Origin of the sequence: Arsenicicoccus dermatophilus, from assembly GCF_022568795.1 — a bacterium.
Classification (GTDB): domain Bacteria; phylum Actinomycetota; class Actinomycetes; order Actinomycetales; family Dermatophilaceae; genus Arsenicicoccus; species Arsenicicoccus dermatophilus.
This window is the reverse complement of record NZ_JAKZHU010000001.1, coordinates 1309050-1332787: the sequence shown is the minus strand read 5'-3', so window position 1 is coordinate 1332787 and position 23738 is coordinate 1309050. Positions and strand designations below refer to the sequence as shown.

Below are 23738 nucleotides of genomic sequence, written 5' to 3'. Positions count from 1 at the left end.
ATCAGTGAAGCACAGTCACCCACACGGCGCAGAGTTGTCCGGCGTTGCCGGCCAACCGGGGGCGGTCGGTTCCGCCGGGGCTCGTCGGCGGAACGCCAGGTGGAGGCGCGGCGCCGGGACGTGTCGCGGGAGGTCGCCGAGGTCGTGAGCCGGGCGGTGCAGATCGGGCCAGGCCGGCCGCGAGTCGTACGGAATGGACCCTCTTTGATCGATCTATGGGGCCAGCCTGGCCCGAGGTGGGTGGGGGCGCAGGTCGATCCCCTAGGTGCGCGCCCCTCGCAGGCCCCGGTGGCTGGGTGGACGCCCGGTCGGAGGCGTCCCGGGGCCGAGTCCCAGGGCAGTGCGTCCGTGCCGCCTGCCCTCGACGAGCGCCCAGGTCATGGCACCCTGGTCCCCGTGAGTCGATCCAACGCTGCCCCCACCCCTGAGCTGCTCGCCTCGATCGAGGACGTCGTCCCCGGCTGGCTGACCGTGCCGGACCTCGCCGAGCAGGCCGGCGTCCCCCTGTCGCAGGTGCGTTCATGGCTCGCGGAAGGCGACCTGGCGTCGGTGCGGCGCGGTGAGCGCAAGGTCGTCAGCGTGCCCGAGGGCTTCGTGCAGGACGGGCTGCCGCTGGAATCCCTGCGGGGCACCCTGTCCGTGCTGTATGACGCGGGCCTGAGCGAGGCCGAGGCCGTCGAGTGGCTGCACCTGCCCGACGAGACGCTGCGCGAGGGCACCCCGATCGCCGACCTGCGGGCCGGTCACAAGACCGAGATCCGGCGCCGGGCGCAGGAGATGGCCTTCTGACCGCGTGAGCGCACGGGACCTGCGGCCGCGCAGCGTCGATCGCGAGGACGTCCTCGATCGGCGCCCTTGGACCGGCCGCGCGGGCGCTGTCAGCTGCTGCGGCGGGTGGCGTAGGCCGCGAGGTCGGCGAGCACCTCGCGGCCCTCGTCCAGCAGGTGACGGGTCTGGCCGAGCGCGTCCATGCCCTCGGCGACCAGCCGCTCGATGTCCCGCTCGACCGCCTCGACGGCGCCCGCCCGAACCATCTGGTCGCGCATCTGCGCGACCGCGGCGTCGTCGAGCGCGGGATCGCCCAGCCGGTCCTCGAACTCCTGCGCCGCCCCGGCGTCCAGCCCGGCCAGCGTGTGGGCGACCAGGATCGTGTGCTTGCCCTCGCGCAGGTCGTCGCCCGCGGGCTTGCCGGTCGCCTCCGGATCGCCATACACCCCGAGCAGGTCGTCGCGCAGCTGGAAGGCCTGGCCGATCGCCAGCCCGAAGGTGCCGAGCCGGGCCAGGTCCGTGGAGCGCGCCCCGGCGGCCGCGGCGCCGATGAGCAGGGGGTGCTCGACGGAGTACTTCGCAGACTTGTAGGTGATCACGCGGGTGGCGCGTCGCAGCCGCTGGTCGTGGCTCAGCTCGCCCCACCCGCGGGCCGCCTCGATGACGTCGAGGAACTGCCCGCCCATCAGCTGGGTCCGCATCTCGTCGAAGACCGGTCGTGCGCCGTGCATCTCCTGACGGGAGAGTCCCGAGGTCGCGAACATCGCGTCGGTCCAGGTCAGGCACAGGTCGCCGGCGAGGATCGCCCCGGCCAGCCCGAAGCGCTCGGACAGCCCCTCCCAGCCCTGCTCGTCGTGGTGGGAGGCCAGGCGGCGGTGCGCCGCGGGCAGGCCGCGACGGGTGTCGCTGTCGTCCATCACGTCGTCGTGGATCAGCGCGGCGGCCTGGAAGAGCTCCATCGAGGTCGCAGCCCGCACGATCGCGTCGTTGTCGACCCCGCCGGCGGCGCGATAGCCCCAGTAGCAGAAGGCCGCCCGCAGTCGCTTGCCCCCGCGCAGCAGCTCCGCGACCGCGTCGACGAGGAGCCGGGCGTCCCGCCCGACGGGGGCGAGCTGGGCCGAGCGCAGCGCGATCTCGTCGTCGATCTCGGCCTGGACCCGCTGGCGCAGGTGGGCGCGGTCGACGATCTCGGTCCCGACTGTGGTCATCCCGGCTGCCTCCCTCTCTCGACACGCGGTGTGCCCACATGTCGGTGGGGCCGAGCCTACGCGGTCAGGCTCGCCTAGAGTGCCGCGCATGTCGTCCGGTGCGCCCTTCCTGAGCCCGCGCGAGGACCTCGCCACCACCTCGATCCCGCAGATGCTGGCGGAGGCCGGGACGAGCTTCTCGTTCGAGTTCTTCCCGCCCAGCAGCGACGACGCCGAGCAGGTGCTGTGGGACGCGGTGCGCCGGCTGGAGAAGAAGCGCCCCAGCTTCGTGTCGGTGACCTATGGCGCGGGCGGGTCGACACGGGACCGGACGGTTCGCGTCACCCGGCGGATCGCCGACGAGACCACCCTCGTGCCCATGGCGCACCTGACGTGCGTCGGCTCCTCGATCGCCGAGCTGCGCGGCGTCGTCGGGGAGTATGCCGGCGCGGGCATCCGCAACGTCATGGTCCTGCGCGGCGACCCCGCGGGCGGGCTGGGGACGCCGTGGACGCCGCACCCCGAGGGCCTGGACCACGCCGTGCAGCTCGTCGAGCTGGTGCGCTCCCTGGGCGACTTCACCGTCGGTGTCGCGGCCTTCCCCGACAAGCACCCCGAGTCCGCCTCGCTGGAGCAGGACGCCGACGTGCTCGTCGCCAAGCAGCGGGCGGGCGCAGACTTCGCCGTGACCCAGATGGTCTTCGACGTCGACAACTACCTGCGGCTGCGGGACCTGGTGTCCGCCCGCGGTGGCTCGTTGCCGATCATCCCGGGTCTGATGCCGGTCACCAACCTGCGCCAGATCGCGCGGATGGCCCAGCTGTCGGGGGCCGCGCTGCCGTCGGCGGTGACCTCCCGGCTGGAGGCCGTCGCCGACGACGAGGACGCCGTCCGGGCGGTGGGGGTCGAGATCGCCACCGAGCACGCCTCGCGGCTGGTGCACGAGGGCGCCCCCGGGCTGCACTTCTACACGATGAACCGCTCCACGGCGACGCTCGAGGTCTTCGCCAACCTCGGCCACTGACACCACGGTCCGGGTGGGGGTACGTCCGGCCGGACCGTGGTGCAGGCGCCGGACCGGGGTCCGGCGGGCCGTCATACCTCTCGGTCGTCCCGGTGGACCGGGTGCACCGAGCGCTCCTCGCGGCTGCTGCCGCCGAGCCCGATGCCGGCGCGGGCGTCGGCGATCAGGCCGGTGCCCCAGCGGTCGTAGCGTCGCTTGGCGCCGACGATGCGGCGCAGCAGGAAGCCGATCGCGACGATCCCGGCCAGGAGCAGGATGCCGGCGATGATCGCGGCGGCCCAGGGGTGGTCGGTGGCGAGGGTCATCACGCCGACGACGGCGACGTCCTCGGCCGTGGAGACGGCGACGTTGCTCACCGGCTCGGGGGAGGAGTTGACGCCGGCGCGCAGGCCCGCCTTGACGCCGTGGCTGGCCAGCGCGGTGAAGCCGCCGGTCGCGGCCGCGAAGGCCTGCTCCAGCCCCGAGCTGCCGTGCCCGGCCAGGAGATAGCCGAGGGTGGCGCCGACGGCGGGCCGGACCGCGGTGTGCACGCTGTCCCAGACCGAGTCCACGTAGGGGATCTTGTCGGCGAACATCTCGAGCAGGAAGAGCACCCCGGCCGCGATCATCACGTCCGGCCGGGTGAGGACGGCGGGCACCTGGTCGATGGCGAAGAACCTCCCCGCCAGGCCGAGCACCAGCACGACGGCGTAGGCGTTGATGCCGCTCGCCCATCCGCTGGTGAAGACCATCGGCAGCAGCTCGGTACCCATTCGTTCTCCTCGGTCGGGGGATGTGGCATCACGGTAAGGGCGGGGGTGGAGCCGTGCTTCCCGGTCGCCGGGACTCGCCGGTCTCGATCCGGTCACGGAGGCTCTGACCTGCGGCGATACGCACGTGAGCGACAACGGGGTGGGGTCTGTCGGTGGTGGCGCCTAGAGTTCTTCTTGTCGAACACGTGTTCGGCTTGGGTGTTCGAGCGCCCGATCTTCCGACTTCTGAGGAGGGGCCATGCGCCGTTGTGACGAGGTGATCGAGGTCCGCCACGAGGACCGTCCGCTGCAGTTCATCTGGCGGGGTCGGCTCTACGACGTGCGGGACGTCGTCGACCACTGGCGCGAGCGTCGCCCGTGGTGGCACGAGGTCCCGGACACCCGCTCGGTCACCGCGGCCGACCTCGAGGAGGAGGTATGGCGGGTCGAGGCGGCTCCGGGCCGCTGCGGCGTCCCGGGGGTCTACGACCTGGCGGTGCGGGGGGCGCGATGGCAGCTCGTCGGGCTCTCCGACTGAGTCCCCCCGTGAGGACCCGACCGAGGGACGAGGGAGGCCCGGAGCGGGGTCGGACTCGGTCGGCAACAGATCGACTGAGTCCCCCCGTGAGGACCCGACCGAGGGACGGGCTCACCACCCCGGCATACGACCACGACCGACGACCGAGAGCAGGTGCCCGACATGACCATCGCCGAGACCCGACCCCCGCTGGCGAGCGCGAGCCTGGACCTGCTGGACCGGGCCTACGCGGCGCTGGGCGAGGCGATCACCGCGACGAGCCCCGCCGACCGCTACGTGGCGGCGCACCTGGCGGGCCTGCGCGCGGCGGCGGCTCTGCTCGCCACCCGGGGTCGTCCCACGGCCAAGGGACGACCTCGCAGCGTCTGGGAGCTGCTGCCGCCGGCGGCGCCGGAGCTGACGGAGTGGGCGGCGTTCTACACCGCCTCGGCGCGGCGGCGGGCGGTCGCGGAGCGGGGCGGCCCGGTGCCGGTCCGCGCCGCCGACGACCTGGTCCGGGCCTCGGAGACCTTCCTGGGGCTGGTGGAGTCCTCGTTGGGGGTGGCGCCGCACGCCCCCTTGCCGTCGTTGCAGGTGGCCACCGGTGTCTGCTGACTTCGTCCACCTGCACGTCGCGTCGGGGCACTCGCTGCGCTACGGCACGACGACCCCCGCCGACCTGGTCGCCCTGGCCGCGGGGCACGGTCAGCGGGCGCTGGCCCTGACCGACCGCGACGGGCTCTACGGCGCGGTGAAGTTCGCGCAGGCCTGCCTGGCCGCGCAGGTCGCCCCGATCCTGGGCGTCGACCTGGCGGTGGGGGAGCACGCCGGTCAGGTGGTGCGCCCCGCGGGGCGCACCCCGGTGCGGGCGGCGCCGTGGTGGATCCGCGCCTGCCGCGGGTGACGGTGCTCGCCCGCGGGCAGGCCCGCGTGGGGCGGGGCCAGGGCTGGGCGCGACTGTGCCGGCTGGTCACGGCCACCCATCTCGCGGGGGAGCGGGGCGAGCCCGTGACCAGCCTGGACCTGGTGGCCGAGCACGTCCGGCTGCTCGCCGAGGGGAGCCGGGGCGCGGGTCCGGGCCGGACGGCGGACGAGGCCGCGCTGACCGTCCTGGTGGGTCCCGACTCCGATGTCGGACGGGCCCTGCTGCGGGGCCGCTCCGACCTGGCCCGCACCCTGTTGGAGCGCTGGCGCCGGGCGCTGCCGCAGGGGTCGCTGGTCGTCGAGGTCTTCTGCCACCAGGGCCCGCCGGGGTCGGTCGGCAGCCGCCGCCAGGCCGCCGGGCTGCTGGCCCTCGCCGACGAGACCGGGGTGCCGGACGTGCTCACCGCTGCCGTCCGGCACGGCCGCCCGGAGGAGGCGATCACCGCTGACGTCCTGGACGCCGCACGGCGCCTCGTGGTGCTCGACACCCGCCACCTGGACCGGGTCACCACCCTGGGGCACCTGGCCTCGACCGGTGACATGCTCGAGCGGGCCCGGCTGGTGTGCGGTGACGACGGTGCCCGGGCCGCCGAGCTGGTGCGGGCGACCCTGCGGGTGGCCGGGGACTGCGTGCTGGACCCGCGCACCGACCTGGGGCTCGGCTCGGTGCAGCTGCCCGAGCCGGGGATCCTCGACCTACGCCCTGGTCGGACCCCGCAGGCGGAGCTCACCGAGCGGTGCCGCTCGACCCTGCACCGGCGCTATCCGGACGCCACGGCCCCCGAGCTCGCCCGGGTCGAGGCGCGGCTCGACGACGAGCTGCAGGTGGTGGGGGCGCTCGGCTACCCGACGTACTTCCTCACCGTGGCCACCGTCTGCGACCTGATCCGGGAGATGGACGGTCGGGTCGCGGCGCGCGGGTCCGGCGCGGGCAGCCTGATCAACTACCTGCTCGGCATCAGCGGGGTCGATCCCATCCGCTACGACCTGCTCATGGAGCGCTTCTGCTCGCCGCTGCGGGCCCAGCTGCCCGACATCGACGTCGACGTGGAGTCCGACCGGCGCACCGCGATCTACGAGCGGATCCTGGACCGCTTCGGCGGGGACCGGGTGACCTGCGTGTCGATGATGGACACCTATCGCGTGCGCCATGCCGTGCGCGACGTCGGTGCGGCGCTGGGAATGCCCCCGATCGAGGTCGACGCGATCGCCAAGGCCTTCCCCCACGTGCGGGCCCGCGACGCCCGGTCCGCGATCGCCGACCTGCCCGAGCTGCGGGCGAGCGGTCTGGATGCGCCCCGGCTGCAGACCTTCTTCGACCTCGTCGAGCGGGTCGACGGGCTGCCGCGCCACGTCGCGCTGCACCCCTGCGGGGTGGTGCTGTCCAACTCCGAGCTGCTCGACCGCACCCCCGTGGAGGCGAGCTGGCTGGGCTTCCCGATGAGCCACTTCGACAAGGACGACGTGGAGGCCGTCGGCTTCCTCAAGCTCGATGTCCTCGGCATCCGGATGCAGTCGGCGATGGCTCATGCGGTGGCCGAGGTGGAGCGGGTGGACGGGATCCGCATCGACCTCGACGACCGCTCGCAGGTCCCTCTGGACGACGAGGCGACCTTCCGCCTGATCCGGTCCACCCACACCCTGGGGTGCTTCCAGATCGAGTCGCCCGGGCAGCGCGAGCTGATCGGCAAGTTCGGGCCGGAGTCCTTCGAGGACATCGTGATCGACATCTCGCTGTTCCGTCCCGGGCCGGTGAAGTCGGACATGATCACCCCCTTCCTGCGGGCCCGTCAGGGCTGGGCGGAGCCGGACTACCTGCACGAGACCCTCGTCCCGGCGCTGCGCGAGACCGCGGGCGTGGTGGTCTTCCACGAGCAGGTGCTGCGCATCGTCGCCGAGACGGCGGGGGTGTCCCTGGCGCAGGCCGACGAGGTGCGACGCGCCATGGGATCGCCTGACGGTCAGGCGGAGGTCGAGGCTTGGTGGCGCCCGGCGGCGGCCGCGCGGGGGTATGCCGAGGCGGACGTGGACCGGATCTGGGAGGTACTGCGCGCCTTCGCGTCGTTCGGCTTCTGCAAGGCTCATGCCGCGGCCTTCGCCCTGCCGACCTATCAGTCCGCGTGGCTCAAGGCCCACCACCCGGCGGCCTTCCTGGCCGGGGTCCTGACCCACGACCCGGGCATGTATCCCAAGCGCCTCGTCCTCGACGACGCCCGCAGCCTGGGGATCGCGGTCCTCGGCCTGGACGTCAATGCCTCCGGTGCCGACTACCGGATCGAGCGGGTGGCTCCCCGGGAGGAGCCCCCGCCGCCGATCCTGGACCGGCCGACCCGACCCGGTCCGCCCCACCCCGACCTGCCCGACGGGCGGGCCTACGGCATTCGGCTGTCCCTCGCCGACGTCAAGGGGATCAGCGAGGCCGAGGTGCACGCCCTCGTCGCCGGACAGCCCTACGCGACCCTCGCCGACGTCTGGAACCGGGCCCGCCCCTCCCGACCGACCCTGGAGCGGCTCGTCGTGGCGGGAGCGCTCGACTCGCTCTACGGACTCGGCGGTCACCGGGCTGCCGCCGGGCTCGGCCGCCGGGGCAAGGTCACCCGCCGCGACCTGCTGCTGCACGTCGCCGAGCTGGAGCGTTGGACCCGGGCCACGACCCGGGGACCCGGCGGGCGGGGCAACCGCGCCCGACGGACGACGTCCGGCTCGACCACCGGCGCCCGCGAGGCCACGGCCCGCCGGCTGCGTCAGGACCACGCGACGCGCAGCAGCACCCAGCAGGAGCCCTCGCCGTATGCCGGCCGGACCAGGCAGACCCCCTCCGGCCCGCGGGTGGCCGGGCGCGCGACCTCCGGGGGCTGGGCTCCTGAGCGACAGGCGGTCACGTCAGCGGGCGCCGGCACGGACGTGCGCTCGGCCGCGGCCTGGCAGTCCCGGCAGCACGCCCCCGTCGTCGCCGCCGAGGAGCAGGCCGTCCAGCTCACCCTGGACCTGGGGGATGCGCCCGAGCTGACCCTCGGGTCCGGCCTGCCGGAGATGACCCAGGTGGAGCGGGTGCGCGCCGAGCTGGACGTGCTCGGCCTGGACGCGTCCGCCCACGTCCTCGAGCCCTATGCACCCCTGCTGGACGCGCTGGGCGTGGTGCGCTCCGCCGAGCTGCTCCGGCAGCGCAGCCGGGCCTCGGTGCTCGTCGCGGGGATCAAGGTCGCCACCCAGACCCCGCCGGTGCGGTCCGGGCGGCGGGTCGTCTTCCTCACCCTGGACGACACCACAGGTCCGGTCGACGCGACCTTCTTCGAGGACGTGCAGGGGGCCTACGCCACCACGGTGTTCCACTCGTGGATGCTCGTGGTGCGTGGCGAGGTCCGGCGCACCGGCCCGCGCGGCATCTCCCTGCGCGCCACGGGCGCCTGGGAGCTCGGGGGGCTGTGGGAGCAGTGGCTGCGCGGCGGCCTGGACGCCGTGCACGAGCACCTCGCCCGGGTCGAGGCGGACACGATCGAGGAGGCCGAGGCCCTGCGCGCCGCGACCGCCACCGAGGGTGCGCGACCGCGGCGGGTGCTGCGCCACGCCTCCGGCTTCGAGCAGTCCCCGTATGCCGACATCAAGCCGGCCGGAGGTGACGCGCGTGAGGCACCCCGCAAGCTGTGGCACTCCAGCCCGGGCAGCTCGGGTCACTGAGGTGGCCCGACCCGAGGTGCTACGACACCAGCCTGCAGGAACCGGGGTAGCAGCACCCGGGACGGGTGGAGCAGGGTCTGCTCGACCCGAGGCGGGACGCCTGGTGGTCGCTGCCCACCTCCGGTGCCCAGGTCGCACTAGGGTGGCCGGGTCGGCACCCCGCGTGCCGCAGCCCGCCCGCCCGGTCCCCGCGCCCTCGGCGCCCGCCCAAGGAGCCCCGCGATGCCCGACCCCACGGACCGCACCACGCGCCGCTCCCGCAGCCTGGAGACCAACCTGCGCACCGCCGCCGTCTGGGAGTCCGTCCGGGACGTGGCCGACGACCTCCACGCCCGGCAGGGCCGGGCGCTGCGGGTGCTCGATCTCGGCGGCGGCACGGGCGGCATCGCCGTCGCCCTCGCGGCCCGGGGGCACCAGGTCACCGTGGTCGACCCCAGCCCCGACGCCCTCGCGGCCTTCGACCGGCGCGCGCACGAGGCCGGGGTCGCCGGGCGGGTGCGCGGGGTGCAGGGCGACGCCGCCTCCCTCGTCGACGTCCACGAGCCCGGGACGGCCGACCTGGTCTGCTGCCACGGGGTGCTCGAGGTCGTGGACGACCCCGCGGGCAGCATGGCGGCGATCGCGACGGCCCTCGCTCCGCACGGTGCCCTCAGCCTCGTCGTCGCCCAGCGCCTCGCCGTGGTGCTGGCGCGGGCCCTCGCCGGACAGTTCAGCCAGGCCCAGCACGCCCTCACGACGCCCGAGGCCCGCTGGGGCACCGGCGACCCGCTGCCGCGCCGCTTCGACGTCGCCACGGTCTCCGCTCTCGTCGAGTCCGCCGGCCTGGAGGTCACCGACACCCACGGGGTGCGGATCTTCAGCGACCTGGTGCCGTCCGCGCTCGTCGACTCCGAGGCCGATCGGATGGCGTTGCTCGACCTGGAGCGCGCGGCGGCGAGCCATCCCGAGTTCGCCGTCCTCGGCCAGCTCGGCTCGGCCCTGCACGTCCTCGCCGTCCGGGACTGAGACGGTGGCCCGGTGAGCCGCCGGCAGTTCCACCTCGACGCACCAGGCCCGGAGAGTCTCGACGACACCGGGTGCCACGTCCTGCACGTGGACATGGATGCGTTCTATGCCTCGGTGACCCTGCTGGAGCACCCGGACCTGGTCGGGACCCCCGTCATCGTCGGCGGCGGCAACCGCGGCGTGGTCCTCTCGGCGACCTACGAGGCCCGCCGGTTCGGCGTCGCCTCCGCCATGCCCATGGCCCGGGCCCGCCGGCTCTGCCCGCAGGCGACGGTCCTGCGCCCCGACCACGAGCGCTATGCCGAGGTCTCCCGGGCGGTGATGGCGGTCTTCCGCGCGGTCACCCCCGTCGTCGAGCCGCTCTCGGTGGACGAGGCCTTCCTCGACGTGTCCGGCTCGGTGCGCAGCCACGGCCGTCCGGTCCACATCGCCCGCCAGATCCGGGACGCGGTCACCGACGAGCAGGGGATCACCTGCTCGGTGGGCGTCGCCGCCACCATGTTCGTGGCCAAGCTCGCGTCCGGGCTGGCCAAGCCGGACGGGCTGCGGGTCGTGCCGGTGGACCAGGTCGTCCCCACCCTGCACCAGCTGCCGGTCGGAGCGCTGTGGGGGGTGGGGGACCGCACCGAGGAGCAGCTGCTGCGGCTCGGGCTGCGCACCGTCGCCGACATCGCCCACACCCCCCTGCCCACCCTGCAGCGGGCCATGGGGCGGGCGTTGGGCGCGTCGCTGCACGAGCTCTCGTGGGGCCGCGACCCGCGCCGGGTGACCCCCACCCACGTCGAGAAGTCCGTCGGCGCGGACGAGACCTTCGGCCAGGACATCGACGACCCCGTGGAGATCCACCGGCACCTGCTCGAGCTCGCCGATCGCGCCACGGCCCGGCTGCGCGCCCAGGGGATGGTCGCCCGCACCGTGTCGATCAAGGTGCGCTTCGCCGACTTCACCACCGTCACCCGGTCCCGCACCATGCGGGAGCACACCGACGTGGGCCAGGAGGTCTATCGCGTCGCCAGGGAGCTGTATGACGCGCTGGGGCTGCAGCGTGCCCGCGTGCGTCTGGTCGGGGTGCGGCTGGAGAACCTCGCCGACGCCGACCTGGTGCCCCGCCAGGCGACGCTGGACGAGCGCGAGCACGGGTGGCGGGACGCCGAGCTGGCCGTGGACCGGGCCAGCGCGCGGTTCGGCGCGGGGGCGGTCCGGGCGGCGTCACTCATCCGGCCGCGTCCAGGTGCTGCCGCAAGCCCCCCGCGGGATCTATCCTGACCCTATCCTCGTTGTGCCCGGTGACCCGACCGCGCACCCACGTGCCGCACCCCAGAGAGGGGGACCCGAGATGCCACTCTCCGAGCGCGAGCAGGCCCTGCTCGAGCAGATGGAGCAGGCCCTGATGGCCGAGGACCCGCAGCTCGCCGCACAGCTGGCCAACGCCTCTCGTCCGCGCGCGAGCCGCACCCGCGTGGTCCTCGGACTCCTGGGGGTCCTCGCGGGTCTGGGCGTCGTGCTCCTCGGGGTGGTTCAGCAACAGGTCGCCCTCGGCATCCTCGGGTTCCTGATCATGGTGGCCTGCGCCGTCTACGCCTTCGCCGCCCCGCGCCGCCCGGCCCTGGGCACGGTGCAGGAGGACGGCACGGTGGCCGCCGCCCGCCCCCGTCGCACCGGCGCGGGTCGTTCCCCGGGTCGCGGAGGTGCTGCGATCCCTCGCCGCCAGGGCACCTTCATGCAGCGGATGGAGCAGCGGTGGGAGGCACGCCGCGAGCGCGGCGAGATCTGAGTCGCCCGGCACATCCAGGATCCCGGCGCCCCGCAGGGTGGTGGCCGGGATCAGCCGTGGGGCGAGACGCCCCACGGGCGTCCCTGATCCTGTCGTGGCACCACGCCGGCAGCAGCGCCCCGGCGACGAGGCCCGCGCGCCGGGTCAGGAGCCGGTGGGCAGGAGCAGCGCCAGGACCCACGCCGCGGCGATCAGGAAGCCGGTGCTCAGCTCGATGGCCATCGACAGACCGACCGCGCGCACCGCGTGCGTCGTCGCCGCCCAGGCCGTGCGGGCGACCTTGAGGCGGGCGAGCTCCCCGACGAAGACGCCGAGGACGAAGCCGGGCAGCGCCCCGATCACCGGGATGACGAAGCCCCCGACGATGGCGACCACGACCCCGACGACCAGGGATGAGGTGGGGACGCCGGCGGCCTTGAGCCGGCGGCCCGGCAGGACGTACTGGAGGGTGAGGCCCACGGCATACAGGATCGTCGCCGTGATCGCGAGCCACCACACGTGACTGGCCGCCGCCCAGCCGGCGACCGCCAGCCACACGATCAGCAGACCGGGCAGGACGGGCACGACGATCCCGATCAGGCCGACGACGACGGCGAGCGCGACGAGCATCACGAGAAGGGCCACTGGCCGATCCTACGGGCTGGGCGTGGGGGATCCGGGACAGCGCGAGACCCCGTCACGCCGGGGCGTGACGGGGTCTCGGGGTCGGGTGGGGTCAGCCGGCGGGCGTCGGGTTGAGCCGCTCGGTCTGGTCGTCGATGTCGACGGCGATGGGACGCAGGCTGTCCAGGTGCTGGCGCCCGTGGTGGGCGCAGAAGAGCAGCTCGCCGCCGGAGGCGAGTCGGGCTCGGATGTAGGCCTGCGCGCCACAGCGGTCGCAGCGGTCCGCGGCGGTGAGCTCACTCGTTGCCAGTGCAGTGGTCACGGAAGGGCCTCTCTCTCGTCGGTCGGGGTCGCGACCCGGGGGTGAGCGGTCATGACCTCGGCGGTGTCAACAGTCAAGCACGCCGGATCCTTCCCGTCGGACCTATTCTCCACATGTTGGCGCGCTGTCCCACCTGGCGAGCCTGCGAGGGCCTGTCGGTGACCGCGGGTAACCTGCTCGCCGTGCCAGAGACCACCACCCAAGACACCTATTCCGCACGCCACCTGCAGGTCCTCGAGGGCCTGGAGGCGGTGCGCAAGCGACCCGGGATGTACATCGGTTCCACCGACAGCCGCGGTCTGACGCACTGCCTGTGGGAGATCATCGACAATGCCGTCGACGAGGCCCTGGGCGGCCACTGCAGCCGCATCGAGGTGGTGCTGGGGAGCGATGGTTCGGTCACCGTCCGTGACAACGGGCGCGGTATGCCGGTGGACATCGAGCCCCGCACCGGGCTCTCCGGCGTCGAGGTGATCTTCACCAAGCTGCACGCCGGCGGGAAGTTCGGCGGCGGCTCCTACGCCGCGTCCGGCGGTCTGCACGGGGTGGGCGCCAGCGTCGTCAACGCCCTGTCCGCGCGGCTGGACGTGCAGGTCGACCGTGGCGGCAAGACCTACCAGATGAGCTTCCGGCGGGGGGAGCCCGGCACCTATGCCGACGGCGAGGGCACCGGCCCCGACAGCCCCTTCCTGCCCTTCGAGAGCACCTCCGAGCTCGCCGTCGTGGGCAAGGTCAAGCGGGGGGTCACCGGCTCCGTGCGCTACTGGGCGGACCACCAGATCTTCCTGCGCAACGCCACGCTGGACCGCGCCGACCTGGTCGCCCGCGCCCGGCAGACCGCCTTCCTCGTCCCCGGGCTGGAGATCGTCGTCCGGGACGAGCGCGAGGTCGACGAGGCAGGGGCCTACGAGGAGACCTTCAAGAACGACGGCGGCATCAGCGAGTTCGCCGAGTTCCTGGCGCCGGACCCGGCCGTGACGGGCGTATGGCGCCTGCAGGGCGCGGGCAGCTTCACCGAGACGGTGCCGCAGCTGGACGCCCGTGGCCACATGGTCTCCACCGAGATGAGCCGCGAGTGCGTCGTGGACATCGCGGTCCGCTGGGGCACGGGCTACGAGACCCGCACCGAGTCCTTCGTCAACATCATCCACACCCACAAGGGCGGCACCCACGTCAGCGGCTTCGAGCAGGCGCTGCTCAAGGTCTTCCGCAAGCAGCTCGAGGTCAACGCCCGCCGCCTCAAGGTCGGCACCGACAAGGTGGAGAAGGACGACATCCTCGCCGGCCTGACCGCGGTGGTCACGGTGCGCCTGGCCGAGCCGCAGTTCGAGGGGCAGACCAAGGAGGTCCTCGGCACCAGCGCCGTACGTGCCATCGTCGCGCGCACGGTGGAGCAGCAGCTCACGGCGCTGCTCACCAGCACCAGGCGGGACGAGAAGGCCCAGGCGACCCTGCTGCTGGAGAAGGTCGTCGCCGAGATGAAGTCGCGCATCTCGGCGCGGCAGCACAAGGAGACCCAGCGCCGCAAGAACGCCCTGGAGACCAGCACCCTGCCGAGCAAGCTCGCCGACTGCCGCAGCAGCGACGTCGACCGCTCCGAGCTGTTCATCGTCGAGGGCGACAGCGCCCTCGGCACCGCCAAGCTGGCCCGTGACTCGGACCACCAGGCACTGCTGCCCATCCGCGGCAAGATCCTCAACGTCCAGAAGGCCTCGGTCGGCGACATGCTCAAGAACGCCGAGTGCGCGGCGATCATCCAGGTGATCGGGGCGGGCTCGGGGCGCAGCTTCGACGTGGACGCCGCGCGCTACGGCAAGGTCATCATCATGACCGACGCCGACGTCGACGGCGCCCACATCCGGACGCTGCTGCTGACGCTGTTCTTCCGTTACATGCGCCCCCTCGTCGAGGCGGGGCGCGTCTATGCCGCCGTGCCGCCGCTGCACCGCATCGAGGTGATCAACGCCGGCTCCCGCAAGAACGAGCTCATCTACACCTACAACGAGTCCCAGATGCGCACCACGGTGGCCAAGCTCGAGCGCAAGGGCAAGAAGATCAAGCAGCCGATGCAGCGCTACAAGGGCCTGGGCGAGATGGACGCCGACCAGCTCGCGGAGACCACCATGGACCCGCGCCAGCGGACCCTGCGCCGGGTGACGCTGGCCGACGCCGAGGCCGCCGAGCGGGTCTTCGACCTGCTCATGGGCAACGAGGTCGCCCCGCGCAAGGAGTTCATCATCGATTCCGCCCACGCCCTGGACTCCGAGCGCATCGACGCCTGAGGACGTGTCTGTCCCGCGAGGTGGCTGCCGGGGCGAGAGGGTGTCGGCCGGGGGTCTTCCCGCGGGAGCCCGGATCTGCGGGGCCGGACCACCAGACCCAGGCTCTCGGGCCCGGCGGTCACTGACCGGGACGCACGTCCGGGGCGTCGGGCACCGGCGCCGCGAGCAGCGCGTCCCAGCGGGCGTCGGGCAGGTGCAGCAGCTCGGGCAGCTCCTCGACCACCAGCGCGGCGCCGGAGGCCCGCAGCTCGTCCACGCCGAAGCCGCCGGTGCGGGTGACCACGCAGGGCAGGTCGGCGCGGGCCGCGGCCGTCACGTCGTAGGTCGTATCCCCGATCACCAGGCCACGCCCGCCGCCGGCGCGCTCGTGAGCGATCCGGAAGATGTCGGGCTCAGGCTTGGACGCGTCGGCGTCGCCGGCGCTGGTGACCGCGGCGAAGTCGTCGGCGCAGAAGCCGAGGATCGACAGGGCCGCCTCGGTGAGCGACTCCTCGCCGGAGGAGGCGATGGCCACCGCGTCGCCACGGCCGAGGAGCATCCGCACCAGCTCGACGGCACCGGGCAGGGGCCGGATCTCGGGGAGCATCAGCTGGTAGTGGTGCTGCCAGCGCTCGCGCAGGTGGTCACCCAGCCGCTCCTCGGCGGCCGCACCGGCGACGGAGGTGACGAGCTGGTCGCCGCCCATGCCGATGGCACGGTGGACGCGCCACAGCGGCGGGTGGATCCCCACCTCCGCGAAGGCGCGCAGCCAGGCCAGACCGTGGTGATAGGTGGAGTCGATCAGGGTGCCGTCGACGTCGAGCAGGAGGCAGCGGTCAGCGCTCATGGCCTCAGTCTCGCCCAGGCGACCCGGCGGGTGTGGCTTCGCCCGGGCCGCGCTCGTCCACGACGAAGGCATGGGCCGGGCGGGGACCGCCGCCGCACGAGTCGACCAGCTGCTCACCGGTGGGCTCCTTGTGCACGTGCAGCCGCCAGACGCGGCCGTCGACGTGGGTGACCGTGACCTCGTCGTCCCAGTCGTCGCCGGAGGAGAAGCAGGTCAGGGCGGTCAGCGAGGTCTCGCCCGTCGCGCCGCGCACCCAGCCCTCGGCGGCCTGGTGGGTGAGCGGCAGGTGGCTGCGCCCCCGGTCGTGGGCCAGGTCGAGCAGCTCGGGGGCGAGCTCGCGACGGCCCTCCGCCTCGACGAGGCGGACCGCGAGCTCGGGTGTCAGACGCGCGGCGGTGTGGCCGCTGGGCAGGCCGATCCCGGTGGCGGCGAAACGGTGGCCGCCGGTGTGGGTGCACTCCCACACCTGGCCGGGACGGGCCCGGGAGGCCTCGAGCGCCACCGGTCGACCGCGGACGGCGCAACACACGTCGCGCTTGCCGTTGGTGCAGACCAGGACGATGCCCCCGTCGGTGAGCCGGGTGCCCGGCAGGGCCGCGAGCACCGGCTGCGGGTCCGGGCCGGCCAGCAGGTCCAGGGGCAGGCCCTGCAGCTCGGCCGGGTCGACGACGGCACCGGTGACCAGCCACGGACGGTCGGCGAGGCCGCCCGCGACGAACACTTGGCGGGGGGCGCGGTCCGCGCGGCTGCGCCGGTCGCCGACGGAGCGCACCAGGACCAGGCGGCCCCCGGCGTCCTGGCAGGCCCGCTGCAGCTCGACTCCCAGCGTGGGATCCAGCCACGACTCCGTGAACGCGTCGCGACCCCACGGACCCGGCTGCTCCAGCGCCACCCAGAAGCGGGCGATCGCCGCGGTGCCCCACACCGGGTGACCGGCGTCCTCCCAGGAGCGGGAGCAGGCGTCCGGGCCGAGCCTGGGGGTGGGCGTACGGGGCTGGTCGATCACGCGCCCCACCCTACAAAGCGAGACGGCCCCGCCCCCTCCCCAGCGCGCCGGCGGTCGTCGGGGCAAGGAGGTGGCGGGGCCGTGGGGTCAGTCGGCCGGGCGCTCCACCTGCACCACGTCCTCCAGGCTGTCCGGGTCGTAGTCGTCGCGCAGCACCACCACCCGCTCCCGGGTGGGGCCGGTGTTGGGCGGCAGCTCGCCTGCGGCGTCCGCGGCGTCGCCCTGCGTGGACGCCGACGCGGCGGCAGCCGCGGCAGACACCGCCGCGGCCTCCGGCAGTGCGCCGCCGATGGCGGCGACCACCGCCTTGGCCGCCACCCCGGAGCCGTCCCGCCGGTCGGTGGGCTCGGGCAGGGTCACGGCCGCGCCGTTGGCCTGGGCAGCCCGGACCGGCTGCGCACCCACCCACGCGAGGACGAGCCGGTCCTCGCCGTGCAGGAAGCGCTGGCAGCGCACGCCACCGGTCGCGCGGCCCTTGGCGGGGTACTCGTCGAAGGGCGTCACCTTGAGCGACGGCACCTGGGTGCCCGGCAGGGCGTCCGACGCGCCCGCGCCGGTCACCACGACGGCGTCCGCGGCCGGGTCGACCGCCCCGAAGAACACGACGCAGGCCTGGGGGGAGAGGCGGACCCCCGCCATACCTCCGGCCGTCCGACCTTGCGGGCGCACCGCCGCCGCCGGGAAGTGCAGCAGCTGGGCGTCGCTCGTCACGAAGACCAGGTGCTCCTCACCCGTGCGCAGCTCCACGGCACCCACGACCCGGTCACCGGGCTTGAGCGTCACGGTCTCCCACCGGTCCTTGGCGGGATAGTCGGTCTGGACCCGCTTGACCACGCCCTGCGCCGTGCCCAGGGCCAGCCCCGGCGAGTCGGGCGCCAACGACATGATCGTCAGGGGGGTCTCGTCCGCGGCGAGCTCGAGGTACGACGCGACCGGCGCCCCGCCGGAGAGGTTCGGTGCGCCATGGGTGGGGGGCAGGGTCGGCAGCTCCAGCGCCCCCAGCCGGATCACCCGCCCCGCGGACGTGACCAGCCCGAAGTCGCCGCGCGCCGTCGTCGCCACCGTCGCCACGATCGCGTCGTGCCGGGCGCGTCCGCCCTCGTTGGACAGCGGCGACGCGTCGGCCGTGCGGGCGAGCAGCCCCGTCGTCGAGAGCAGCACGTGGCAGGGGTCGTCACCCACCTCCAGCGGGGTCGCCGTCGCCGACTGACCGCTGGACTCGAGCAGCACCGTGCGCCGCGGCGTCCCGTGGGCCTTGGCGATCTCGGCCAGCTCCTTCGACACCAGCTTGAGCAGCTTGGTCTCGTCCGCGAGCAGCTCGCGCAGCGCAGCGATCTCGGTCTGCAGCTGGTCGCGCTCGGACTCCAGCTCCATCCGGCTGAACTTCGTCAGGCGGCGCAGCTGCAGGTCCAGGATGTAGGTCGCCTGGGCCTCGCTCAGCTCGAAGACCTGCATCAACCGCTCGCGCGCGACGGCCGCGTCGTCGGACGAGCGGATGACCGCGATGACCTCGTCGATGTCTAGGATCGCGATCAGCAGACCTTCGACCAGGTGCAGCCGCTCCTCGCGCTTGCCCAGGCGGTGGGCCGACCGGCGGCGGACCACGTCGGTGCGGAAGTCGACATACACCCGCAGCAGGTCCTTGAGCCCGAGCGTCCGCGGCTGACCGTCGACGAGCGCGACGTTGTTGATCCCGAAGGAGTCCTCCATCGGCGTCAGCTTGTAGAGCTGCTCCAGCACCGCCTCGGGGTTGAAGCCGTTCTTGACTTCGATGACGAGCCGCAGCCCGTGCTTGCGGTCGGTGAGGTCCTTGAAGTCCGAGATCCCCTGCAGCTTCTTGGACTGCACCAGGTCCTTGATCTTGTCGCGGACCTTCTCCGGACCCACGAGATAGGGCAGCTCGGTGACGACGATGCCCTTCTTGCGCGGCGTGACGTTCTCGATCCGGGCGGTCGCCCGGGTCTTGAAGCTGCCCCGCCCGGTGAGATAGGCATCCCGGATGCCCTCCAGCCCGATGACCTTGCCGCCGCACGGCAGGTCCGGGCCGGGGACGAACTTCATCAGGTCGTCCAGGGAGCAGTCCGGGTGGGCGATCAGGTGGCGGGCGGCCCCGATCACCTCGACGAGGTTGTGCGGCGGCATGTTCGTCGCCATGCCGACGGCGATGCCCGAGGCGCCGTTGACGAGGAGGTTCGGGAAGGCCGCGGGCAGCACGCCGGGCTGGGTGAGCTGGTCGTCGTACGTCGGGACGAAGTCGACCGTGTCCTCGTCCAGGCTCGCCAGCATCGCCAGCGCCGCCGGCGCCATCCGGGCCTCGGTGTAGCGCGGGGCCGCCGGGCCGTCGTCCAGCGAGCCGAAGTTGCCGTGCCCGTCGACCAGGGGGAGCCGCATGGTGAAGGGCTGGGCCATCCGGACGAGGGCGTCGTAGATCGCGGTGTCGCCATGGGGGTGGTACTTGCCCATGACCTCGCCGACGATGCGCGCCGACTTCACATGACCACGGTCCGGGCGCAGGCCCTGCTCGTGCATCGCGTAGAGGATGCGCCGCTGCACCGGCTTGAGGCCGTCACGGGCGTCGGGCAGGGCCCGGCTGAAGATGACCGAGTAGGAGTACTCCAGGAAGGCCTGCTGCATCTCGTCGGAGACGTCGATGTCGATGATGTTCTCGACGAAGTCGTCGTCCTGGGGCGGTGCGGTCGTGCGGCGTGCCATCGGTCTCCTCGTGCGTGGAATCGCTTCATCCTGCCCTGGTGGGCCCCTGCAGACGGTATGGCGCGCCGGGCCCGCGCGACACGCCGGGGGTCGCACAGGTGTTCACCTCGTCGGGGGCAGGGCAGCGGGCCCGGCGAGGAGCCGCGGACCGCCCGCCCGGGGGCGGACCCCAGGCCCTCGTCGTCAGGCTCGGTGTCGCGTCGCTGGGCCCGCGGCCGACGTCGGCCGGACAGGCGTCGGGCCCGGCCACCGAGGGGGTGGCCGGGCCCGACGGTGGGACTCAGAGCAGGTCGAGCATGATCGGGTCGGCCAGGTCCAGCACGGCCTGCCGCGCCTGGGTGGCGGTCCTGGCCGCCAGGGCCGCGGTCGCCATCCGCTGGCAGACCCCCAGCTCGTGCAGGCTGAGCGCGGTGCGCACCGCGGGGAGCTTGGGCGGCGCCATCGACAGGGACGAGACGCCCAGGCCGACGAGGACGAGCGCCAGCAGCGGATCACCTCCGGCCTCGCCGCACACACCGATCGGCTTGCCGGTCGCCCGGCCGCCCTCGCAGGAGAGGGCGATGAGGTCGAGCAGCGGCGGCTGCCAGGCCGAGAGCAGGTGCGCCAGGGAGCCCTGCATGCGGTCGGCGGCCATGGTGTACTGCGACAGGTCGTTGGTGCCGAGCGAGGCGAAGTCGCAGACCTCGAGGATGTCCTTGGCGCGCAGCGCCGCACCAGGCACCTCGATCATGGTGCCGGCCTTGGGCAGGCCGACGGCCTTGACCTGCTGGGCGAACCACTCGGCCTCCTCCCGGGTGCCCACCATGGGGGCCATCACGCGCACGTCCGCGCCCGTGGCCCGGTAGGCCGCGGCGAGCGCCTGCAGCTGGGTGTCGAGCAGGTCCTTGCGCACCTGCTGCAGCCGCAGGCCACGCACGCCGAGGGCGGGGTTCTCCTCCTCGCCGAGGTCGGCGAAGGCGAGCGGCTTGTCCGCGCCCGCGTCCAGGGTGCGGACGACCACGCGACGGTCGCCGAAGGCCTCGAGGACGTCGGTGTACGTCCGGGTCTGCTCCTCCAGCGTCGGCGCGGTCTCCCGCTCCAGGAAGAGGAACTCCGTGCGGAACAGCCCGACGCCCTCGCAGTCGATCGCGGCGGCCTTGACGGCGTTCTCGGGGGTGCCGATGTTGGCCAGGAGCGCGACCTTGGTGCCGTCCTTGGTGACGCCCACGCCGGAGACGTTGGACAGGGCGGCGGCGCGGCGGCGGGACCGCTCGGCCAGCTGCTCGCGCTCGGTGTCGGTGGGGCTGACGATGACCTCGCCCACGCCCCCGTCGAGGGCGACGAGGGTGCCGGCGGGGATGTCGAGGGCGCCGGGGCACTGCACGACGGCCGGGATCCCGAGCTGCGCGGCGAGGATGGCGGTGTGGCTGGTCGCGCCGCCGGCGGAGGTCACGATGCCGAGGACCTTCCGCACGTCCAGCGTCGCCGTCTCGGCGGGGGCGAGGTCCGTCGCGACGAGCACGCTGGGCTCGTCGAACTCGGGCACGCCGGGCTCCGGCTCGCCGAGCAGACGGGCCACGGTGCGGTCGCGCACGTCCCGCAGGTCGGTGACGCGCTCGGCCATGTAGCCGCCGAGGGACTCGAACATCTGGCAGAACTCCTCGACCGCCGCGGTGACCGCGGTGGCCGGGCCCTTGCCGGCGGCGAGGTGCTTGTCGATGCCGCTGATCAGCCCTGGGTCGCGGGACATCATGATCGTGGCCTCGAGGATGGTGCGGGCCTTGGGGTCGGCCTTGGCGGCACGGGCCTCCAGACCGGTGGCGACCTGCTCCATCGTCTCGCGGACGTGCGCGCCGGTGGCGGCCGCGTCGGTGGTGGGCTGCTCGTCGGTCGGGGCGGTGGGCGCGGGCCGGACCTGCACGGCAGGTCCGGCCGCGGTGCCCACGCTCACCCCGATGCCGTGGAGCTGGCGGTGGGTGGCGTCAGACATCGATCGTCACTCGGCGTCGAGGTCGCGGGACAGCAGCGCGACGAGCTCGTCGAGCTTGCTCTCTGCGCCCTCGCCCTCGGCGGACAGGGTGACGACGTCGCCGTGCTTGGCGCCGAGGGCCATCACGGCGAGGATGGAGCGGGCGTCGACCGGGTCGCCGCCCTCCTTGGCGATGGTGACGGGAAGCCCGGTCGCCGTCGCGGCCTGGACGAACATCGAGGCCGGCCGGGCGTGCAGGCCGACGGACGAGGCGATGGTGACGTTCTTGGAGGCCATGGTGATCTCTTCCTAACTGGGTGGTGGAGCGGGACTCCGGTGGTGAGGTGACGACCCGGGAGCGGGGCGTCGGCTGCCGGACGCGGTCGGCGCCCAGCGAGTGGATCGGGCGGGTGGCTCAGCCGGCGACAGCACCCGCGGTGGCGGGCGTCTCGACCTTCGCCGTGCGGGCTGCGCCCTTGAGAGCGATGACCAGCCCCGCCGTCACGGCAGCGCCGGCCACGACGGCCAGCAGGAACATCAGCCAGTTGCCGATGAGGGGCGTGACCCACAGGCCTCCGTGCGGGGCCCGGCTGGTGCAGCCGAAGGCCATGATCATGCCACCGGCGAGGCCGGACCCGACCATGGAGGCCGGGATGATGCGGCCCGGGTCCGCGGCGGCGAAGGGGATGGCCCCCTCGGAGATGAAAGACGCACCGAGCAGCCAGCAGGCCCTGCCGTTCTCCTGCTCGGCCTTGGTGAACAGGCGCGGGCGCAGGGCGGTGGCGAGGGCGAGGCCCCAGGGCGCCACCATGCCGGCGCCCATGACGGCCGCCATGATCTTGAGCTGCGGCGCGTCCATCGCGGCCCCGGCCGTCGCCAGGCCGGTGGTGCCGAAGGTGTAGGCGACCTTGTTGACCGGACCGCCCAGGTCGAAGCCCATCATCAGACCCAGGATGAGGCCGAGCAGCACGGCGTTGGAGCCGGTCATGCCGTTGAGCGCGTCGGTGAGCGCGTCCATCAGCGCCTTGATCGGGCGTCCCAGCAGCAGGACCATCGCCGCCCCGGTGATCAGGGTGGACAGCAGCGGGACGACCATCACGGGCATGACGCCGCGCAGGCCCTTGGGGACCTGCCAGCCCGCGATCCAGCGGGCGACGAAGCCGGCGAGGAATCCGGTGACGATGCCGCCGAGGAAGCCCGCGCCCATGGACATGGCGATGGCGCCGCCGGCGAAGCCGGGCACCAGGCCCGGTCGGTCCGCGATGCCGTAGGCGATGTAGCCGGACAGGACCGGGACGAGGAACGCGAAGGCGGCCTTGCCGATCCAGAACAGCAGCGCGGCCCAGTGCATCAGCGACCCGGGCTCGAAGACGTTCTGCAGGACGGGGGTCTTCGGGTCGCCCACGTCGAAGGTGAAGGCGGTGACGTCGATCACCCCGCTCTTGCCCGCGGCCACGGTCGCGAGCATGAAGCCGAGGGCGATGAGGATGCCACCGGCGGCGACGAAGGGGATCATGTACGACACGCCGGTCATCAGCCACTGGCGGACCTTGGTGCCCGTCCCGACCCGGTCGGGCTCGCGGGCACCCGCCACGGTCGCCCCGACGGCGGGCGTGGCGGCGGGTGTGGTCCCGCTCGCGGGTGTGCCTGCCGCGGCCTCGGCCCGGCGCTCGGCGACGAGCCGCTCGATCTCGGCGACGAGGGCGGGGGAGTCGGAGACGGCGCGCTTGACGCCGACGTCGATGGTCGGCTTGCCGGCGAACCGGGCCGCGTCCTTGACCTCGAGGTCGTGGGCGAGGATCACGCCGTCGGCGGCCGCGATGACCGCCGGGTCGAGCGGGTCGGAGCCCGCGGAGCCCTGGGTCTCTACCACCATCTTGTGGCCGGCGGCCTTGGCGGCCTGCTCCAACGCCTCGGCCGCCATGTAGGTGTGCGCGATGCCCGTCGGGCAGCTCGTCACACCGACGAACCTCACTGCTCGACCTCCGTGCGGACGATCTGGACGACCTCCGCCGGGGTCTGGGCGCGCCGCAGGGACTCCTTGAACTCGGCGCGCATCAGCTTGCGGGCGAGCAGGGCCAGGATCTTGAGGTGGTCCTCGCCGCCGCCCTCCGGGGCCGCGATCATGAACATCAGCGTGGCCGGGCCGTCCTCGGCGCCCCAGTCGATGCCCTCGCGGGAACGACCGAAGACCAGGGACGGCTCGGTGACGTGGGCGGAACGGCAGTGGGGGATGGCGATGCCGCCGGGCAGACCGGTGGCCATCTGTTCCTCGCGGCGACGGACGTCCTCCAGGAAGCCGTCCAGGTCGGTGACCCGGCCCTCGGCGACGAGGGTCTGGCCGAGGATGCGGGTGGCCTCGGCGCGGTCGGTGCCGGTGAGGTCCAGGACGACCTGCTTCTCGGTGATGAGGGACATGGGATCTCCTTGG

21 protein-coding genes are annotated in these 23738 nt (G+C 73.6%); 10 read left to right on the top strand and 11 right to left on the bottom strand.

What is annotated here, in order from left to right:
* The first annotated feature begins 396 nt into the window (after window positions 1-396).
* Window positions 397-789: an Rv2175c family DNA-binding protein gene (locus MM438_RS06215; protein ID WP_241451645.1), complete on the top strand. Its 393-nt coding sequence runs from the start codon at window positions 397-399 to the stop codon at window positions 787-789.
* An 89-nt stretch (window positions 790-878) separates the two neighbouring features.
* Here MM438_RS06215 and MM438_RS06210 read toward each other — a convergent pair whose 3' ends face one another.
* Entirely contained in the window at window positions 879-1976 is a 1098-nt protein-coding gene (locus MM438_RS06210; RefSeq protein WP_241451644.1) for a polyprenyl synthetase family protein, read from the bottom strand.
* A gap of 88 nt (window positions 1977-2064) precedes the next feature.
* Here MM438_RS06210 and metF point away from each other — a divergent pair, with 88 nt between their 5' ends.
* On the top strand, window positions 2065-2979 hold the full coding sequence (metF, locus tag MM438_RS06205; RefSeq protein WP_241451643.1) for a methylenetetrahydrofolate reductase [NAD(P)H]: 915 nt from the start codon (window positions 2065-2067) through the stop codon (window positions 2977-2979).
* Window positions 2980-3050: 71 nt separating this feature from the next.
* Here the strand turns inward: metF and MM438_RS06200 are convergent, their stop codons facing one another.
* A complete protein-coding gene (locus MM438_RS06200; RefSeq protein WP_241451642.1) occupies window positions 3051-3731 on the bottom strand; it encodes a DUF4126 domain-containing protein in 681 nt (226 codons plus the stop codon).
* Between the two features lie 238 nt (window positions 3732-3969).
* Here MM438_RS06200 and MM438_RS06195 point away from each other — a divergent pair, with 238 nt between their 5' ends.
* From MM438_RS06195 to MM438_RS06170, 7 genes are all read left to right on the top strand, one after another.
* Window positions 3970-4248, top strand: a complete 279-nt coding sequence (locus tag MM438_RS06195; RefSeq protein WP_241451641.1) for a DUF6504 family protein — start codon at window positions 3970-3972, stop codon at window positions 4246-4248.
* Between the two features lie 162 nt (window positions 4249-4410).
* Complete coding sequence (locus MM438_RS06190) at window positions 4411-4842, top strand: SAV_6107 family HEPN domain-containing protein (protein WP_241451640.1); 432 nt, start codon at window positions 4411-4413, stop codon at window positions 4840-4842.
* Window positions 4832-5131 (top strand): PHP domain-containing protein, encoded by a 300-nt coding sequence (locus MM438_RS16680; protein ID WP_338155514.1) that lies wholly within the window; start codon window positions 4832-4834, stop codon window positions 5129-5131. Before MM438_RS06190 ends, MM438_RS16680 begins: the two co-directional genes overlap by 11 nt.
* Window positions 5104-8829 carry a DNA polymerase III subunit alpha gene (gene dnaE, locus MM438_RS06185; RefSeq protein ID WP_338155513.1) on the top strand — a complete coding sequence of 1242 codons (3726 nt, stop codon included), beginning with the start codon at window positions 5104-5106 and terminating at the stop codon, window positions 8827-8829. The genes MM438_RS16680 and dnaE overlap by 28 nt, the downstream gene beginning before the upstream one ends.
* A gap of 222 nt (window positions 8830-9051) precedes the next feature.
* Window positions 9052-9834, top strand: a complete 783-nt coding sequence (locus MM438_RS06180; protein ID WP_241451639.1) for a methyltransferase domain-containing protein — start codon at window positions 9052-9054, stop codon at window positions 9832-9834.
* A gap of 12 nt (window positions 9835-9846) precedes the next feature.
* Entirely contained in the window at window positions 9847-11100 is a 1254-nt protein-coding gene (gene dinB, locus MM438_RS06175; protein ID WP_241451638.1) for a DNA polymerase IV, read from the top strand.
* 70 nt (window positions 11101-11170) lie between these two features.
* On the top strand, window positions 11171-11608 hold the full coding sequence (locus MM438_RS06170) for a DUF3040 domain-containing protein (RefSeq protein WP_241451637.1): 438 nt from the start codon (window positions 11171-11173) through the stop codon (window positions 11606-11608).
* Window positions 11609-11752: 144 nt separating this feature from the next.
* Here the strand turns inward: MM438_RS06170 and MM438_RS06165 are convergent, their stop codons facing one another.
* Together MM438_RS06165 and MM438_RS06160 are read right to left on the bottom strand one after the other, a co-directional pair.
* Window positions 11753-12232: a DUF456 domain-containing protein gene (locus tag MM438_RS06165; RefSeq protein WP_241451636.1), complete on the bottom strand. Its 480-nt coding sequence runs from the start codon at window positions 12230-12232 to the stop codon at window positions 11753-11755.
* Between the two features lie 91 nt (window positions 12233-12323).
* Window positions 12324-12533 (bottom strand): DUF7455 domain-containing protein, encoded by a 210-nt coding sequence (locus tag MM438_RS06160; RefSeq protein ID WP_241451635.1) that lies wholly within the window; start codon window positions 12531-12533, stop codon window positions 12324-12326.
* A gap of 182 nt (window positions 12534-12715) precedes the next feature.
* Between MM438_RS06160 and MM438_RS06155 the strand changes: the two genes are divergently transcribed.
* Window positions 12716-14815 carry a DNA gyrase/topoisomerase IV subunit B gene (locus MM438_RS06155; protein WP_241451634.1) on the top strand — a complete coding sequence of 700 codons (2100 nt, stop codon included), beginning with the start codon at window positions 12716-12718 and terminating at the stop codon, window positions 14813-14815.
* Between the two features lie 118 nt (window positions 14816-14933).
* Here the strand turns inward: MM438_RS06155 and MM438_RS06150 are convergent, their stop codons facing one another.
* The 7 genes from MM438_RS06150 to MM438_RS06120 all read right to left on the bottom strand — a co-directional run bounded on the left by MM438_RS06150 (window position 14934) and on the right by MM438_RS06120 (window position 23725).
* Complete coding sequence (locus MM438_RS06150) at window positions 14934-15641, bottom strand: HAD family hydrolase (protein WP_241451633.1); 708 nt, start codon at window positions 15639-15641, stop codon at window positions 14934-14936.
* A gap of 4 nt (window positions 15642-15645) precedes the next feature.
* Entirely contained in the window at window positions 15646-16647 is a 1002-nt protein-coding gene (locus MM438_RS06145) for a sucrase ferredoxin (RefSeq protein ID WP_241451632.1), read from the bottom strand.
* Window positions 16648-16734: 87 nt separating this feature from the next.
* Window positions 16735-19359 carry a DNA gyrase/topoisomerase IV subunit A gene (locus MM438_RS06140; protein WP_241451631.1) on the bottom strand — a complete coding sequence of 875 codons (2625 nt, stop codon included), beginning with the start codon at window positions 19357-19359 and terminating at the stop codon, window positions 16735-16737.
* A gap of 280 nt (window positions 19360-19639) precedes the next feature.
* A complete protein-coding gene (ptsP, locus tag MM438_RS06135) occupies window positions 19640-21328 on the bottom strand; it encodes a phosphoenolpyruvate--protein phosphotransferase (protein WP_241451630.1) in 1689 nt (562 codons plus the stop codon).
* 6 nt (window positions 21329-21334) lie between these two features.
* Window positions 21335-21604: an HPr family phosphocarrier protein gene (locus MM438_RS06130; protein WP_241451629.1), complete on the bottom strand. Its 270-nt coding sequence runs from the start codon at window positions 21602-21604 to the stop codon at window positions 21335-21337.
* 118 nt (window positions 21605-21722) lie between these two features.
* Complete coding sequence (locus MM438_RS06125; RefSeq protein ID WP_407568307.1) at window positions 21723-23282, bottom strand: PTS fructose transporter subunit IIC; 1560 nt, start codon at window positions 23280-23282, stop codon at window positions 21723-21725.
* The gene (locus MM438_RS06120; RefSeq protein WP_241451627.1) at window positions 23279-23725 is read right to left on the bottom strand and encodes a PTS sugar transporter subunit IIA; all 447 of its coding nucleotides are present in this window, start codon (window positions 23723-23725) and stop codon (window positions 23279-23281) included. The genes MM438_RS06125 and MM438_RS06120 overlap by 4 nt, the downstream gene beginning before the upstream one ends.
* Window positions 23726-23738: the final 13 nt, after the last annotated feature.